Raw genomic sequence first — 15,964 nt, 5'->3', positions numbered from 1 at the left:
CCCCCCCCGGCCGGCCCCCCCCCCCCCGGCGGGCCGGGGGGCCGCGCGGGGGCCGGCCTCCACCCCCCCCCGCCCCGGGGCCGCCCCCCCCCCCCCCCTTCTCCCGTTTGGCCATCCAAGTTTCCAGATCCATGGCCGATGGAGCCGGACGGGCGATCGAGTCATCGGGCCCCCGAGTCTCAGCGCCGAACACGACCGAGGTTTGGCACGCCAATTTGTGCCGCCCCACGCCGCCGGGTCCTAAATCGCCTCTTGGCTGCGGCCAAGGTCGGTGCCTACATTCGGGCTGAGCGCCTCGTGCGCTCGGGAGGGAGGGCCACGCATGCCAACCAGCGTTCTGCTTCGACACCTGTTCCTGGTGATGATGTCCAAGGCTCGGGTGCGGCTGGCCACCCAGCTCTTGCTCATCTTCATGGCCGTGTGATTCGGCTGTGCGCTGGTGCTGTTGGGCTTCGAAGCCGGCGCCCACCGCCGCGTGCAAACACTGGGCGATGCCGTGTTCTACATGCTGGCGTCCATGATGACCTCGGGCGAAGTCGGCATCGCCCCCCAGACCCTGCCTGGCCGCATGGCGATCGGCTTCGCCATGTTCAGCTCCAAACTCTTGACGGCCTTGCTCTGCGCCTTGGCGGCCGCCCTGCTGATCGAACACAAGGTGCGCGAAGACATGGGGTTGCGCATGCACCACTTTCACCACCACGTCGTCATCGTGGGCTGGAACCTGAAGGGCCCGCAGATCGTGCACACCTTGCGCAGCGACGCGCGGTGGGCCAAGGTGCCAGTCGTCGTCGTGGCCGAGCTGGACGCCAAACCCAGCAGCGACCCCCTGGTGTGCTTCAATCGCTCGCCCTACCCCTTGCGCGGCGATGCGATCGAGCGCTCGGCGCTGGCCGAGGCCGACACCATCGTGGTGCTGGCCAACTACGCCGAAAAGACACACGCTGACGCCCTCACCGCGGTCAACTGCATGGTCGTGCGCCAGAACAACCCTCGCGCCACGGTCATCGCCGAACTGCTCGACCCTGGGCAACGCACCTACTTGGAGATGGCCGGCGCCAACGAGATCGTCGGCATCGGGGAGGTGGGCGGCTTCCTGCTGGCCGAAGCCACCATCGGCCGCCAAAGCGCGAAGGAGCTGCTGGCCCATGTGCAACGCCTTCGCCACGAGCAAGAGGCCCACCTGCAGGACCCGAATCGGCCCGCGGGCTGATCTGCCGCCCCCGCAAAATCGGCGCATGATCGCCGCCGACATCGTCCCCATCCGCCTGGAACATGCACCGGCGTTTCACGACTGCCTGGACGCCGTGGCGCGCGAAAGCCTGATGCTGGGCCAGCACCAAGCGCCGCCGCTGGCGCAGGTGCAGGCATTCGTGGCCGGCAACGTGGAGGCGGGGCACCCGCAGTTCGTGGCCTGGGACGGCGAGCGGGTGCTGGGCTGGTGCGACGCGCTGCCCCAGTGGGCCGACGGGCTGCGTCACCGCGCCCAGCTGGGCATGGGGGTGCGGGCCGAGGCCCGACGGCAGGGCCTGGGCGAGCGTCTGCTGCGCGCCACCTTGGATGCGGCGCGGCGGCAAGGCCGCTTGGTGCGCATCGACCTGGAGGTGCGGGCCGACAACGGGCCGGCCGTGCGCCTCTACCAACGGCTGGGCTTCGCCGTCGAAGGTCGCCGCGCCATGGGCCTGTGCCACCGCGGGGTGTACTTCGAGACCCTGGAGATGGGCCTGATCCTGTGACCCGAGAGAGGGCAGTTGGAGACGGCCGAGTGCACCGCGCTGCGGCACGCTGGCGGCGATGCCCAGGCTTTAGGGTTCGGCGCCCATGCTCAGTAACCGGCCTCCAGCGACACGCGGCCGCTGATCGGCTCACCGCGCAGCCAACACCGGATCTTTTCGGCGATTTGGTCAAGCGCCTCGTCGCGCAGCGTGGCCCCGGCGATGTGCGGGGTGAGTTGCACGCGGGGGTGTCGCCAAAAAGGGTGCTCGGGACCGGAGGGCTCGGTGGCGCACACGTCCAGCGCGGCGCCAGCGAGGTGCCCGCGGTCGAGGGCGTCGAGCAAGGCGGTTTCGTCCACCAAGCCCCCACGGGCGATGTTGATGAAGTAGCTGCCGGCGGGCATGCGAGCCAGGCGCTCGGCCTGGAGCAGCCCCTGGGTGTCGGGGGTGAGAGGCAGCACCGCGACGACGACGCGCGAGCTCGCCAGCAAGGCGTTCAAGCCCTCGTCGCCGGTGAACACCGGCAGGTCGCCGCCCTCGCGCGGCCGGCGCGCCCATGCCTGCACGGGGAAGCCCAAGCCCTGCAGAGCGCGCACGGTGGGGTGGGCCAACACCCCGCAACCCAAGAGCCCCACCGTCCATTCCACCTTGGGCAGGGGCGGCTGCGGCCGCCACTCGGCACGCTGGGCTTGGGCGGCATAGCGGTCGAACTGCCGGTACCAGCGCAACAGGGCGTGCAGCACGTACTCGGCCATCTGCACGCCCATGCCGGCATCCTCGAGGCGGATCAAGGGCAGACCAGGGGGCGGGCGAAGGGCCAGCAGGCCGTCCACCCCCGCGCCCGCGGCAAAGGCCACGCGCAGCCGGGTTTGCTCGTTGAAAAAGGCAGGGGGCGGCTTCCAGAGCACGGCCAAGTCAGCCGGCGGATCGCCCGCGCGCCAAGCGCTGGCCTCGACCTGGCCCGCCAGGCGCAGGTTGAGCGACGCCGCCCATTCCTCGGCGCCCTGGGGCAGGCAAACGGTGAGGCTGAGCGGCGGCGCGACGCTCACGCGGCCAAGGCCTTTTCGATGTCGGCGCGCAGCTTGGCGGGCTCGTCGTTGGGCGCATAACGCTCGATGACTTGACCGTCCTTGCCCACCAAGAACTTGGTGAAGTTCCATTTGATGAGCTCCGTGCCGAGCAAACCGCGCTTCTCGTGCTTGAGCCACTGCCACAGCGGGTGGGCCTCGGCGCCGTTGACGTCGACCTTGCTCATCATGGGAAAGCTGACCCCGTAATTGAGTTGGCAAAACTCGGCGATCTCACCGTCCGAGCCCGGGTCCTGCCCCCCGAACTGGTTGCAGGGGAAGCCCACGACGGTCAGGCCGCGTTCCCGGTAGTCGTTCCACAGCTGCTCCAGCCCGCCGAACTGCGGGGTGAAGCCGCACCGGCTGGCGGTGTTGACGATGAGCAGCACATGGCCGCGGTAGTCGCTCAGGGCCACCTTATGGCCGGTGATGGACAAAGCGTCAAAGTCGTAAACGGAAGCGGTCATGGGGCACCTGTTCGATGGGAGATGGCGGGGACGCAGCAGCGCGGCCGTGCCGCGCCAAGGGCACCATGTTGACGGAAGACGCCAAAAACCCCGCGTCCACGGGGCGATCGGATGTCGGTGCAGCCGCCCGCCATCAGGGTTGCCACCGATGACAACGCGCAAGGTGGCGCTCGAATTTTGAGCTCACAATGCGCCGCCCTGCCTGGGGGGAATCCAGGGCCAACGAGAGCGCAAGATGGAATCCCGCATGGAACATTTGCAGTGCCTCACGCCGGACGACCTCAAGCGTCGTGCGGACCTGTCCTCCTTCCGCTGGCGGCTGCTGGCGCACGGGGATTCCTGGTTCTCGTTCGCCGCCGCCAAGGTCGATGCCCACGCCAACCTGTTGGAGGAACTGGTGCTGGGCCAGCCCACGGTGGCCGTGAGTTGCGCCGGCCACCACAACGCCTTGCGCCGCATGGTCGACCTGGAAAGCTCCGCCGACTTCGTGCGGCTGCTGGTGGACGACAGCGCCCCGGTGTGGGACGGCCTCTTGCTCAGCGTGGGCGGCAACGACTTGGTGGCCGCCGCCGCCGTGCCAGCGCAGTGGCCAAATGGCGAAACGACCCCGCCCCACTTGCGCCTGCTGCGCAAACAAACCGAGTGGGGCCCGCCCAATGCCGGCGTGTCGCGCTATTTCAGCGAAGACGGTTGGGCCACGTTGGCCGAGTACCTGCGGGTGAACCTGCGCCATGTGCTGAGCCTTCGCGATGCCGGGCCCAGCCGAGGCAAACCGGTGTTCATCCACACCTACGCCGTGCCCACGCCCCGGCCGGCTGGCGCCGAAAGCGCCTCCGGCCCCTGGCTGTACCCGGCGCTCAAGGCCTACGCCATCCCGCAAGCCGACTGGGCGGCCATGAGCCGACTGATGCTGTCCAAGCTGGCCGCACTGTTCAAAGCCTGCGCGGCCGATCCGGTTCAGTACCCCAACCTGCAAGTCTTCGATTCAGCCCAAGTGCCCATCGCCCCGGCGGCCCTGGGCAGCAGCGGCATCAGCGGCGACTGGCATAACGAGATCCACCTCAACCACAGCGGCTGCTTCAAGATCGCCCGCGCTTGGAGCGTGCACATTGAAACCGTGCTCAGCGGCAAGCCCTTGGTGACCGCACCGCCCACCAGCGGTCGCGGCCGGCGGGGTGGCGGAAGCTCGACCAGCACCTGACCACCAACAGCCCGACAACAGCGGGCAAGTGGGCTGTTGCGGCCTCAGAGCATGCGCTCAGTGGCAGCGTCGGCCATCGTCCTCGTCGCCGCGAGCGATGGCCAGCAACCGCGCCACCTCCTCGCCGTGCTCGCGCCGGTTGTGCAAGTGCCAGCGACGGATGAGCTCCATCACCCCGGCCACCAGCAAGCCAAAGGCCGTGATGGCGCCGAATGCGTGCAAGCCCCCAGCCGTGAGGCCCGAGTAGAGAAGGCCCAAGCCCAGGATGCAGGCCTGCTCGTTGAAGTTCTGCACCGCGATGCTGCGACCCGCACCCATCAGGCTGTGGCCGCGGTGCTGCAGCAAGGCGTTCATGGGCACCACCAGGAACCCGCCGAGCGCCCCCATCACCATCAGGAAGGGTGCTGCCATCCAAACGTCTCGGATGAGCACCATCGCGATGATCAGCAGGCCCATGGCCGTGCCCAAGGGGATGGTCTTGACCGCTTTGTCCAAGCGCATCCACCAACTGGCCACCAGGGCGCCGACGGCGGTGCCCACGGCCACCACGCCCACGAGGCTGCTGGCCTGCGTGGTGCTGTAGCCCAGCGCGGCGGCGGCCCAGGCGATGACGATGTAGCGCAGGTTGCCGCTGACGCCCCAGAACAGGGTCGTTGTGGCCAGGGAGATCTGGCCCAGCTTGTCCTGCCACAGCTTGCGGTTGCACTGCTGAAAGTCGCGCACCAAGGCCAGCGGCCGGTCCATCGGCATCAGGCCAGCGCCGGTGCGGGGGATGTAGAGGTTGAAGCCAGCGGCGATGGCGTAGAGCAGCACCAAACCCGCGATCGCTGCTTCGGGGGCGGTATCGATGCCCGTATCGATGAAGGGCAGGTCGATGGCCAGCAGCTGCGGCGCGATGTGCGGCCCCACCAGCTGGCCGCCCAACAGCACGCCCAAGATGATGGAGGCGATGGTCAGTCCCTCGATCCAACCGTTGGCCTTGACCAGCTGCGACACCGGCAGCAACTCGGTGAGGATGCCGTACTTGGCCGGCGAGTAGGCCGCGGCGCCCAGCCCCACCACGGCGTAGGCCAGCAGCGGATGCACGCCGGCGAGCATCATCAAACAACCCACCACCTTGATGGCGTTGGCGATGAACATCACCTTGCCCTTGGGCATCGAGTCGGCAAAGGCGCCCACGAACGGCGCCAACAGCACGTAGAACAAGGCAAACATCGGAACCAAGGCCACGCGGTGCGACTCCGGGGCGCCACTGTCTTTCAGCAACTGGATGGCCGCGATGAACAAGGCGTTGTCGGCCAGCGAGCTGAAAAACTGCGCCGACATGATCGTGTAGAAGCCTTTTTTCATCGCCTGGCGCTGGGCCCACTCGCAATCGTCTCCGGGGTTGGGAGCGTAACCGAGCGTGGCTGCGTTCAAATGTCAGCATGCCTCGCCCCATCGAAGCCATCGTCCATCCCGCCGCGTTGACCCACAACTTGGGCATCGCGCGCGAGCGCGCCGGCGGAGCGCGGGTGTGGGCGGTCGTCAAGGCCAATGCCTACGGGCATGGCATCGAGCGCTGCTTCGACGCGCAGCGCCAGGTGGCCGATGGCTTTGCCTGCATCGACCTGGCCGAAGCCGAGCGCCTGCGGGCGCTGGACTGGCGCGGCCCCATCCTGCTGCTGGAAGGCGTGTTCGAGCCGCGCGATCTGGAGTTGTGCTCGCGCTGGCACTTGTGGCACACCATCCATGCCGAGCACCAAATCGACTGGCTGGCCGCTCACAAAACCCTGCATCCGCACCGCGTTTTCCTCAAGTTGAACAGCGGCATGAACCGGCTGGGCTTCGCCCCGCAGGCCTTCCGGGCCGCTTGGCAGCGATTGGTGAACCTGCCACAGGTGGACGACGTGAGCCTGATGACGCATTTCAGCGACGCTGACGCCCAACGGCAGGGCGCCGACGGCATCGCCCACCAAGTGGCGGCTTTCGAGTCCGCCACCGCCGACCTGCCCGGCGAACGCAGCCTCGCCAACAGCGCCGCCACGCTGCGCCATGCACATCGGCCGCTGGCAGGGGCGGTGAACGTGGCGGGCGACTGGGTGCGCGCGGGCATCCTGGGCTACGGAGGGGTGCCCGACTACCCCGAGCACAACGCCGCCCATTGGGGCCTGCAGCCGGGCATGAGCCTGCGCGCCCAGGTGCTGGGCGTGCAGGATTTGCAGCCAGGCGACACCGTGGGCTACGGCAGCACTTTCACCGCCGCCAGGGCCATGCGCATCGGCACCGTGGCCTGCGGCTACGCCGACGGTTACCCGCGCCACGCGCCCACCGGCACCCCGGTGCTGGTGAACGGGGTGCGCAGCCGCACCTTGGGTCGGGTGAGCATGGACATGCTGGCCGTCGACCTCAGCGCCCTGCCCGACGCTGGGGTGGGCAGCGAGGTCACGCTGTGGGGCCGCAGCCGCTGCGGCGCCGAATTGCCCATCGACGAGGTCGCGCATGCCGCCGGGACCATCGGCTACGAATTGATGTGCGCCCTGGCCCCCCGGGTGCCCGTGCGCATCGGGTGAGGCGCTCAGGGCAAATCCCCAGGGGCCAACCCGGATAAAGCGCCCACAATTTTTGGGCCCTCTCTGTCCTCCTGGACAGGAGGGTTTCGGGCCGTTACCTTCGCGACCCCGCTCAGTCCGAGCGGGAGCTATCCCGGCCGGCTCCGCTGGCCTCTTTTTTGCGCGCCCAAGGCGCCCCGCTTGATGACCGCCACGCCTTCGCCCTACGCGCTCAAGCCCTGGCTCCAGCACTACGGCCAGACCATCCCCACCACGCTGCTGCCGCCTTCGGCTCCCCATTTGCCAGCCATGGCACGGGAGGCCGCCAAGCGCTACGCCAAACAAACCGCGTTCACCTGTGTCATGCCCAACGGCATGTACGGCTCGCTCAGCTACGCCGAGGTCGACGCGATGAGCGACGACCTGGCGCGCTACCTGCGCGGCGTGTGCGGCCTGGCCGCCGGCGACCGCGTGGCGGTGCAAATGCCCAACTGCCTGAGCTACCCGGTGGCCATGCTGGGCATCCTGAAAGCCGGCTGCGTGGCGGTGAACACCAACCCGCTGTACACCGAGACTGAAATGGCGCACCAGTTCCGCGACAGCGGGGCCAAGGCCATCGTGGTGGTGGACCTGTTCGCCGACAAACTGGAGGCCATCCAGGCCCAGACCGGCATCCGCCACGTCATCCTGACCCGGGTGCCCGAGTTCTTCCCGCCCGTGGTGCAACCCATCGTGTACGCGGTGATGAAGCACTGGAACCGGCTCATCCCCAAGCACCGACTGAAGGCGGTGCGCCTGCCCGACGCCTTGGCCCAAGGCCGCCGCCACAAGGCCGACGCCCTGGAGTACACGCGCGACCTCAACCACGAGAGCCTGGCCCTGCTGCAGTACACGGGCGGCACCACGGGCGTGGCCAAGGGCGCCATGCTCACCCACGGCAACCTGCTGTGGAACCTGGAGCAAATGCTGGGCATGACGCGCAGCCACATCGACGAGGGCAAGGAGGTGGTGCTCACCGCCCTGCCGCTTTATCACATCTTCGCGTTCACGGTGAACTTCCTGTCGATGTTCCGCATGGGCGCGCGCAACATCCTGGTGCCCAGCCCGCGCCCCATCCAAAACCTGCAGCGGGCGATCGAGAACTACAAAATCACGTGGCTGACCGGCGTGAACACGCTCTACAACGCGCTGCTGCGCGAAGAATGGTTCACCGCCTTCCCGCCCAAGCACATCAAGGCCGCCGGCGGCGGCGGCGCGGCCATGCACCACACCGTGGTGCAGCACTGGGAGCAAACCACCGGCGCCCCCCTGGTAGAGGGTTATGGGTTGACCGAGAGCAGCCCGGTGGCCTGCTTCCAGCCGCTGAACAGCGGTCGCAAGGTGGACACCATCGGCATCCCGGCGCCGATGACCGACATCCGCCTCGTGGACGACGACGGCAACGACGTGGGCTTGGGCCAACCCGGCGAACTGATCATCCGCGGCCCGCAGGTGATGCGGGGCTACTGGCAGCGCCCCGAAGAAACCGCCCAGGTGATCAAGGACGGCTGGCTCTACACGGGCGACGTGGCCATCATGAGCGCCGACGGCACCTTCAAGATCGTGGACCGCAAGAAGGACATGATCTTGGTCAGCGGCTTCAACGTCTACCCGAACGAAATCGAAGACGTGCTGACCCAGCACGACGGCGTGATGGAAGCCGCCGTCATCGGCGTGCCCGATGCCAAGACAGGCGAAGCCGTGCGCGCCTACATCGTCAAGGCCGACGACGCCCTCACCGCCGAAGCCTTGCTGGCGCACTGCCGCAGCAAGCTCACCGCCTACAAGATGCCCACCCACATCGAGTTCCGCGAGGAACTGCCCAAGACGCCCATCGGCAAGATCCTGCGCAAAGACCTGCGCGCCGAAGTGCTGGCCTCCATGAAGAAGAAGGGCTGATGCCATGTTGAGCGACATTGAAACCAAGCTGCTCGGCGTGATGATGATGGTCATCATGCTGGGCATGGGCGCCAGCCTCACGTTCAAGGACTTCGCCATCGCCTTGCGCAAGCCGCAGGGGGTGTTCGTCGGTCTGGTTTGCCAGTACGGGATCATGCCGGCACTGGCCTACGTGCTGGCCACGGCGTTGCAGTTGCCCCCAGGCTACGCGGTGGGCCTCATCCTGATGGGCTGCATGCCCGGTGGCACCACCAGCAACATCTTCACGTACTTCAGCAAGGGCGACTTGAGCCTGTCGATCTTGATGACCATCGGGTCGACGATCGTGGCCATCTTCATGGTGCCCCTGACGCTGAAGTTTTACAGCCAAGGCATTCAAGGCAACTGGCAGATCCCATCGGGCAACGTCATCCAGGTGTTGTTCGTGCTGCTGGTGCCCACCGTCATTGGCATCGCGCTGCGCAAATGGAACGCCAACGTGGGCGCCGTGATCGAGATGATCGGGGGCCTGCTGGGCGTGGCGGTGATCCTGTTCCTGATGGGCTCTTGGGTGCCGCGCAATTTCCAATTGCTGATGGAGACCGGCTTCCCCGTGTATGGGGCCGCCATTGGTTTGGGCCTCTTCGGCTTTGCCTTGGGCTACGGCCTGAGCCGCCTGCTGCGGCAAACGCCACGGCGCGGCCGCACCATCGCGCTGGAAACCGGCATCCAGAACGGCCCGCTGGCGGTGTTGATCGTGACCTTGAGCTTCTCGGGCGACCAGCAGCGTGACGTGCTGCTGCTGCCCATCCTGTACTCGTTCTTCATCGTGCTTTCCAGTTCGTTCGTGACGATCTGGTTCCGCCGCATCACCACGCGCGAAGAGCTGGATCGCGACCAAGCCAAGATCGGCGCGTTGGCCAAGGCCTGAGCGTCCTGTCTCCACCTCCACCGCCGCCCACGAGGCGGCGGTGTTGTTTCAGGGGTCCGACAACATGGCGAGCAGCTGGGCGCTGCCGTGGTCCATGTGCTGTTTCAAGTCCTGCAGTTGAGCGAGGCTCACGCCCGCGGTCATGCCTCGCACCACCTCCGCCTGCACCGCCCAACTGCGGCGGGCTAGCGCTTGGCCGGCGTCGGTCAGGTGCAAGCGCCAGGCGCGGGCGTCATGGGTGTCGGGCTCGCGGCGCAGCCAGCCGGCCTGCTCCAGCTTGCCCACCAGGGCGCTCATCACGCTCTTGGCGAGGAAGCTGTGCGCCGCCGGCTACGTGAAGGGCGCGGTGGTGGGGAAACAGGGCCTGGTGCCCAACGCGCAAAGTTGCGCGCTGCTGGGCTGGGAGCAGGACACGCGCATGCCTGCGCCCGTGGCCCATTGGCTGGCCGGCGAAGAAGCGCTGATGGCGCAGCCCTGGCACGCCTGAAACGAGCAAGGCCGCACCGGGCGGTGCGGCCTTGGCGCTTGGACCCGCCCGATCAGGAGCCGATCACGCCGCCGTCGTTTTTGGTGATGACGATGGTGGCCGAGCGCGGACGCTTGCCGGCGCCGTAGCCGGCGTTGGACGGCCACTGGCTGGTGTACTTCGTCGGGTCGGTCACGTCGGCCATGCGCGTGCCCTCGCCCGGGTGCTGGATGTTGACGAACAGCGCCTTGCCATCGGGGGTGTCGGCGATGCCGGTGATCTCGCAGTCCTTCGGTCCGACCAAGAAGCGCTTGAGGTTGTCGGCCGTGGGCGTGGCGCCCACGTAGGTGTCCACGGTCAAGGTGCCGCCGCCGCTGCGGGCGTAGCTCAGGGTGCGCTTGGCGCCGTCGCCCACCTGGCCGGGGATGGCGGCCAGCATCATGCAGTTCGTGACGTCGGTGTAGGCGCCGTCGTCGGTTTGGATCCAGCAGATGCCGGTGGTGGGGCTGAAGGCCAGGCCGTCGGGGCTGGACATGTCTTGGTCGCCCGTCAGGTTGCTGAGGTTGACCGTGCCGGTGGCGGCGCTGGTTTCGGCGGCAAAGACGTAGATGTCCCAGGTGAAGGCCGTGGCCGAAGCGCCGCCGGTGCCTTCCTTCAAGCGCAGGATGTGACCGTTGGGGTTGCCCGAGTTGGTCGACGTGCCACCGCGGATGTCGCTGTAGGCGCGGGGGTTGGCGCTGTCGGGCACCAACTGGCTGCCGCCGGTGGGGTCCACACGTCGGTTGCTGTTGTTGGTCAGGGCGAAGTAGACCTCGCCGTTCTTCGGGTTCACCGAGCACCACTCGGGGCGGTCCATCTTGGTGGCGCCCACGGCATCGCCGGCCAAGCGCGCGTTGACGCAGATGTCGGCCTGGTCGGCGAAGGGGTAGCCGGTGTAGTCGCGCACCGTGGCGTTGGTCATGCTCAGCTCAATCCACTGGCCACTGCCGTCGGCGTTGAACTTGGCAACAAACAGCTTGCCCTGGTCCAGGTACTTGGCGCCGGTGGCCAAGCGGTCGGTGGGCGTGGCGTCGGCGGCGCTCCACACCGCCGTCGACACGAACTTGTAGATGTACTCGTTGCGAGAGTCGTCGCCCATGTAGGCGGCGATGGGCTGGCCCACCACCGGGATGCTGAAGGCGGCGCTCTCGTGGGCGAAGCGGCCCAGGGCGCTGCGCTTCACGGCCTTCTTGGTCTTGGTGTAGGGGTCGATCTCGACGATGTAGCCCTGCAGGTTCATCTCGTGGCGGTAGTCGTCGCTGCCGTCCACCGACACGCCCGAGCGGCTGATGTTGAAGCGCATGTGGCGGTCGTCGGCGCTGGCGGTTTCCCAGCCGTGGCGCGAAGCCGCACCCTGGGCACGGCCGTAGCGGTTCAGCGAGGTGACCGACTTGTCGTTGCCGCGCACGGTGTTGTCCGTGGCCACACGGAAGAAGTAGCCAGACCAGTTTTCCTCGCCCGTGACGAAGGTGCCCCAGGGGGTTTTGCCGGTGCCGCAGTTGTTGATGGTGCCGCGCGTAACGGTGCCGGTGGGCGAGTACTTGGTGATGGCCAGGGCGTTGCCGCGCAAGGGGCCGGCGATGTCGATCTCGGTGGTGGGCACGATTCGGAAGTTGTAAGACGAATCGCGCAGGTAGCTCCAGGCGGTGCCAGTCTTGCGGATCTCAACCACCGAGACGCCGTGCAGGGCCATCTCCTTGTCGGTCTCATCCACGGGGCGCGGCAAGGTGGCCGTGCCGCCGGTGGCGTGAATGAAGAAGCTGGCGCGGGTTTCGTCGGTGGTGGCCTCATGGTTCATGGCCAGCAGGCCGCGGTCGGCGGCCGTGGTCGACGGTGTGCCGGTGCTAGAGAGGCCGAACCATTCCATGCCGTCGTGGTGGTCGCCGGCGCGGTTCTCGAAGTCGGCGTCGGTGCCGTCGTTCTTGTAGGCCGGGGTGGCGGCGCGCAGCGGGTCGCCCAGGGCGTACAAGATGGTGGCGGTGTAACCGGCAGGCACCGTGACGAGGTCGGCCAGGCTCTTGTTGACGGCGCCAAAGCCCAGGCGGGTGACGATGGGCGACGGGGCGGGTGCCGGGGCCGGCGCGGGGGCCGGCGCCGGCGGGGCCACGGGGTCGTCGCTGCCGCAAGCGGCCAACAGGCCGGTGCCCAGCACCGCAGTGGTGGCGCCCCCAAAGCCGCCGCGCAGCAGGCTGCGGCGGCTGAGGCGGGCGTCCAGCACTTGCGAAAAGTGCGGGTTGGCGCTGCGGTTGCTGTCCTCGTCGTTGAAGTCGATGAGGGTGGGGTCAACGGGCTGGTTCATGGCGATGGCAGGGTGTGGATGACAACCCCGCCACGCTAGACAGCGCCCATGAAAGCGCCGTGTCGGCGCCGTGAAGCTTTCGTGTCAGCTTCGGTGCCTCAGCCCTTCCAGGTGAACGGGAACTTGAACTGCGCCCAAAAGCCGTTGGGCACGTAGTCGCCCAGCACGCCGTAGGCCGTGGGCCACTTGCGGTCGCTCTGCACGGCGGTGCCAAAGAGGTGGTCGAGGAAGGCGAAGTGCGCGGCGTAGTTCTTGTCCAGCGCCTCGGCGTCCTGGCTGTGGTGCCAGTGGTGGAAGTTGGGCGTGACGATGAGGTAGCGCAGCGGCCCCAGGCGCACGCTCACGTTGGCGTGGTTGAACACGGCCTGGAAGCCGACCACGACGATGTAGGCGTCGATCACTTCCTTGCTGAAGCCCAGCACGAAGATGGGCGCCAGCACCAGGGTGCGGGTCAGGATGAGCTCCAGGATGTGCTGCCGGCTGCCGGCCATCCAGTCCATGCTTTTGACGCTGTGGTGCACGGCGTGCAGGCGCCACAGCAGCGGCACCTCGTGGTACGCGCGGTGCGTCCAGTACTGCATCAGGTCCGCCACCAGAATGATGAGGAACAGCGCCACCGGGAAGGGCAAGGCCTGCACCCAGGCCTGCACGCCGTCCTTGGCCGCCCAGCCGAAGAACTTGTGAACCAGCAGGTTCACCGCCAGCAGCACGAAGCCCACCATCAGGTGGTTGACGATGAAGTGGTGGAAGTCGGTCTGCCACTCGGGGCGGAACACGGGCTGATCCTTGCGCAGCGGGAACAGCTTCTCGACGAACACGAAGAGCAGCGTGGAGCCCAGCAGGTCCAAGATGAACCAGTCCAGCCCGATGTAGGGCGTGCCGTCGGGGAAGTTGGGGTCCACCTCCACCTTGTGGCCGCCCAGCGCCAGGCACAGGCCCAGCAGCACGAAGGTGCCGGCCGACAACCAGCGCACGCGGCCGAAGACCATGTTCCACAGCGCGATGCCGCCGGCGATGACCAGCGACCAGTACAGCAGCTGGCGCATCACCTCGACGTTGTACGACTGGCGCAGCTGCGGCGTCGTCAGGTACTGCGGGAACAGGAAGGCCAGCACGCCCAGGAAGCACAGGATGGCCAGGGACAGGGCGATGACGCCCGACACCAAGCCCTTGCCGGGCTGCAGCGCGCCGTGCGATTCGGTGAGGCGGTTGAGTTTGTCGAGGGGGGTAACCATGGCGCAGCAGCAAAGGAGGAGCAAAGCCCATTGTCTGAGGGCCACCCGCCCTCATGCTCCCCACGAAAGGGGGGCATGAAATCGACATGACGGGCAGTTCGCCTCAGCCGCGCAGCGTGAATCGCTCCACCACGCGCCAGCCGGCCGGCAGGGGGGCGTCGGTGGGCACCGCGGTTTGCACCGGCACCTCGTCCAGCCCGAGCACGAACGCGGTGAGGCCCGTGTCGTCCAGCCGAAAGCGCACGAAGCCTTTGTGCCCCTCGTGCGCCACCAGGCCCGAGGCCGCGTTGGACGCGAGCCCCAAGCCGCCGCAGGCCAGCGCGAGGGTGAGGCCCAGCAGCAGCCCGCCGCTGAGGGCGGAGGCGAGCACGAAGGCGGGCCAGCCCAGCCAGGGGCCCAGGGTGTTGAAGCACAGCAGGGTCCAGCCCCAGGCGGCGCCCAGTTGCGCCAGGCCATGCCCTGCACCCAGCAGCAGCGCGCGGCGCGGGGCCAGCGGGTCCCACACAGCGGCGGCGCAGGCGGCCAGCACGGCCAGCGCGGGCAGCACGGCGCTGGGGCTGGGCACGCGGCTCAGGTCCACCTGCGGGTGGATGCCCCAGCCGAACCAGGTCAGCAGGCCCACGAGGCCGCCCAGCACGGGCAGCAGGCCGCGGTTGCTGTCCCACTGCTCGGCCCACCAGCCGCGCCAGCCCTGGGCCGCGCCGCTGCCGCGTGCGCGGAAGGCCGCGGCCCAAGCGCGCCAGCCCAGGCGGCGCGACGCGACCTCGTCGGGGTAGCGCACGCCGGGCTCGAAGGCGGGCAGCGCCGCCTCGTCCCGGTTGCGCGGCAGGCCGATCTCGACGTGCTGGGCCAGCTCGTCGCCCGGCGCGGTGATGGCGCGCATCACCTTGCGGCCGCGCACCTCCTGCGTGTGCGTGGCGTGCGTGAAGGCGCCGCCGTGCCCGGCCACCAGCAGGTGGGTGTCGCTGCCGTCGGGCAGGGTCAGCTGCTCGTGCGCCACGTGGTGCAGGTCGCCGGCCAGGCGCAGGCGGATGGGCGCGCCCGCGGCCAGCAGCCGCGCCTCCAGGCGCTGGTAGCGCTTGGGGTAGCCCTCGGGCGCGTGGTCGCCCAGCGGGCGCGTCCAGGTGGGCTCGGGGTAGACGAGCACGACCTGGCTGCCCGCGCCCAGGCCTTGGTTCAGCAGGGCCTTGAAGCCCTCGTACTGCGGGCGGTCGAGGTCGCCCTCGAGCGCGAAGTCCAGGCCCAGCACCCACCAGTTGCGCGGCAGCTTCAGCGCGAACCAGGTTTGCCGCTGTGGCGTGCGCGCGCCCAGCACGGCCCCGGCGTCGGTGTTGACGAAGTAGCGGCAGAAGGTGGACGCGCTGACGGCCCAGTCGTGGTTCTGCGGGATGGCGACGACCACCTTGTCGTCGGGTGCGATGGGGATGCCTTCTCGGCGGGCGTCGACCGCGTGGCGCCAGCGCCCGAAGCCGGCTTGTCGCTGCGCCCAGCGCAGGGCCTGGTCGAGGGGCTCGATGAAGCGGTACTGGTAGTCCAGCCGGCCCGAGCCGGGGTAGGCGAGATCGCCACCCAGCACCAGCAGGCGTCCCTGCGGCAGGGGCCGACCGTGCTCGTCCACGGCCTGCGTGCCGGCCAGGGCGGGCGCCAGGAGGGCTTGCGCCACCGCCACGGTGGCGTCGCCGCCGTCGCCGGTGTCGGAGGCGAAGTCGAACCAGAAGGGCGCGCTCGCATCGCAGGGGTCGGCGCTGAAGTCGACCGGACGCAGCTCACTCGGGAAGGTCTCTCGGCGGTCCAGGTGGGTGGCGAACTGCTCGGCCGCCAGCAGCTTGCGCGCCGCCTGCCACAGCGTGGCCGGCGCGTACCAGGCGACCGGGCGCCGGGCGTGCGGCGGGACGTCCTGCCCGAAGCGTGGCATGTCAGTGGCGCCTAGGAGTCTGCGCGGCAGAAGCCCAGGCCGGGGTGGCCCCTGGTCCGGCGCAGGCTCGGAGCGACGCCGCCGTGGACTCGGGTCCAAAAGAAGGAGCGACAACGCATGCGCCGGATCCAGGGGCCACCCTTCGGGCCGAGCCCCGGGGGCGACAAGCGTCGTTGCCGGCTCC

The 15,964-nt window shown here is 68.5% G+C and carries 14 protein-coding genes; 7 read left to right on the top strand and 7 right to left on the bottom strand.

What is annotated here, in order from left to right:
• The first annotated feature begins 439 nt into the window (after positions 1-439).
• Together O9335_RS13885 and O9335_RS13880 are read left to right on the top strand one after the other, a co-directional pair.
• On the top strand, positions 440-1,210 hold the full coding sequence (locus O9335_RS13885; RefSeq protein ID WP_298389112.1) for an NAD-binding protein: 771 nt from the start codon (positions 440-442) through the stop codon (positions 1,208-1,210).
• Positions 1,211-1,235: 25 nt separating this feature from the next.
• Entirely contained in the window at positions 1,236-1,733 is a 498-nt protein-coding gene (locus O9335_RS13880; RefSeq protein ID WP_298389110.1) for an N-acetyltransferase, read from the top strand.
• An 89-nt stretch (positions 1,734-1,822) separates the two neighbouring features.
• Here O9335_RS13880 and O9335_RS13875 read toward each other — a convergent pair whose 3' ends face one another.
• Together O9335_RS13875 and O9335_RS13870 are read right to left on the bottom strand one after the other, a co-directional pair.
• Entirely contained in the window at positions 1,823-2,761 is a 939-nt protein-coding gene (locus tag O9335_RS13875; protein WP_298389108.1) for a glyoxylate/hydroxypyruvate reductase A, read from the bottom strand.
• Entirely contained in the window at positions 2,758-3,246 is a 489-nt protein-coding gene (locus O9335_RS13870; RefSeq protein ID WP_298389106.1) for a glutathione peroxidase, read from the bottom strand. Before O9335_RS13870 ends, O9335_RS13875 begins: the two co-directional genes overlap by 4 nt.
• A 247-nt stretch (positions 3,247-3,493) precedes the next feature.
• Here O9335_RS13870 and O9335_RS13865 point away from each other — a divergent pair, with 247 nt between their 5' ends.
• Positions 3,494-4,447 carry a hypothetical protein gene (locus O9335_RS13865; protein WP_298389104.1) on the top strand — a complete coding sequence of 318 codons (954 nt, stop codon included), beginning with the start codon at positions 3,494-3,496 and terminating at the stop codon, positions 4,445-4,447.
• Positions 4,448-4,504: 57 nt separating this feature from the next.
• Here O9335_RS13865 and lplT read toward each other — a convergent pair whose 3' ends face one another.
• On the bottom strand, positions 4,505-5,797 hold the full coding sequence (gene lplT / locus O9335_RS13860) for a lysophospholipid transporter LplT (RefSeq protein ID WP_298389103.1): 1,293 nt from the start codon (positions 5,795-5,797) through the stop codon (positions 4,505-4,507).
• Positions 5,798-5,874: 77 nt separating this feature from the next.
• Between lplT and alr the strand changes: the two genes are divergently transcribed.
• The 3 genes from alr to O9335_RS13845 all read left to right on the top strand — a co-directional run bounded on the left by alr (position 5,875) and on the right by O9335_RS13845 (position 9,826).
• A complete protein-coding gene (gene alr, locus O9335_RS13855) occupies positions 5,875-6,999 on the top strand; it encodes an alanine racemase (protein ID WP_298389101.1) in 1,125 nt (374 codons plus the stop codon).
• A gap of 183 nt (positions 7,000-7,182) precedes the next feature.
• Entirely contained in the window at positions 7,183-8,916 is a 1,734-nt protein-coding gene (locus tag O9335_RS13850) for an AMP-binding protein (protein WP_298389099.1), read from the top strand.
• 4 nt (positions 8,917-8,920) lie between these two features.
• Positions 8,921-9,826 carry a bile acid:sodium symporter gene (locus O9335_RS13845; RefSeq protein WP_298389097.1) on the top strand — a complete coding sequence of 302 codons (906 nt, stop codon included), beginning with the start codon at positions 8,921-8,923 and terminating at the stop codon, positions 9,824-9,826.
• A gap of 48 nt (positions 9,827-9,874) precedes the next feature.
• Here the strand turns inward: O9335_RS13845 and O9335_RS13840 are convergent, their stop codons facing one another.
• Positions 9,875-10,123, bottom strand: a complete 249-nt coding sequence (locus O9335_RS13840) for a hypothetical protein (RefSeq protein WP_298389095.1) — start codon at positions 10,121-10,123, stop codon at positions 9,875-9,877.
• Here O9335_RS13840 and O9335_RS13835 point away from each other — a divergent pair.
• Entirely contained in the window at positions 10,104-10,313 is a 210-nt protein-coding gene (locus O9335_RS13835) for a hypothetical protein (RefSeq protein WP_298389093.1), read from the top strand. The genes O9335_RS13840 and O9335_RS13835 overlap by 20 nt on opposite strands.
• A 52-nt stretch (positions 10,314-10,365) precedes the next feature.
• Here the strand turns inward: O9335_RS13835 and O9335_RS13830 are convergent, their stop codons facing one another.
• From O9335_RS13830 to O9335_RS13820, 3 genes are all read right to left on the bottom strand, one after another.
• The gene (locus tag O9335_RS13830; protein ID WP_298389091.1) at positions 10,366-12,630 is read right to left on the bottom strand and encodes a PhoX family phosphatase; all 2,265 of its coding nucleotides are present in this window, start codon (positions 12,628-12,630) and stop codon (positions 10,366-10,368) included.
• 98 nt (positions 12,631-12,728) lie between these two features.
• Positions 12,729-13,865, bottom strand: coding sequence for a sterol desaturase family protein (locus O9335_RS13825; RefSeq protein WP_298389089.1), 1,137 nt, complete (start codon positions 13,863-13,865; stop codon positions 12,729-12,731).
• Positions 13,866-13,968: 103 nt separating this feature from the next.
• Positions 13,969-15,780, bottom strand: coding sequence for a hypothetical protein (locus O9335_RS13820; RefSeq protein WP_298389087.1), 1,812 nt, complete (start codon positions 15,778-15,780; stop codon positions 13,969-13,971).
• Positions 15,781-15,964 lie beyond the last annotated feature (184 nt).

Origin of the sequence: Inhella sp. (assembly GCF_027532025.1) — a bacterium.
Lineage (GTDB): Bacteria > Pseudomonadota > Gammaproteobacteria > Burkholderiales > Burkholderiaceae_C > Inhella.
Note: the sequence above shows the minus strand (reverse complement) of the source record. Positions and strands in the feature narration are given on the sequence as shown.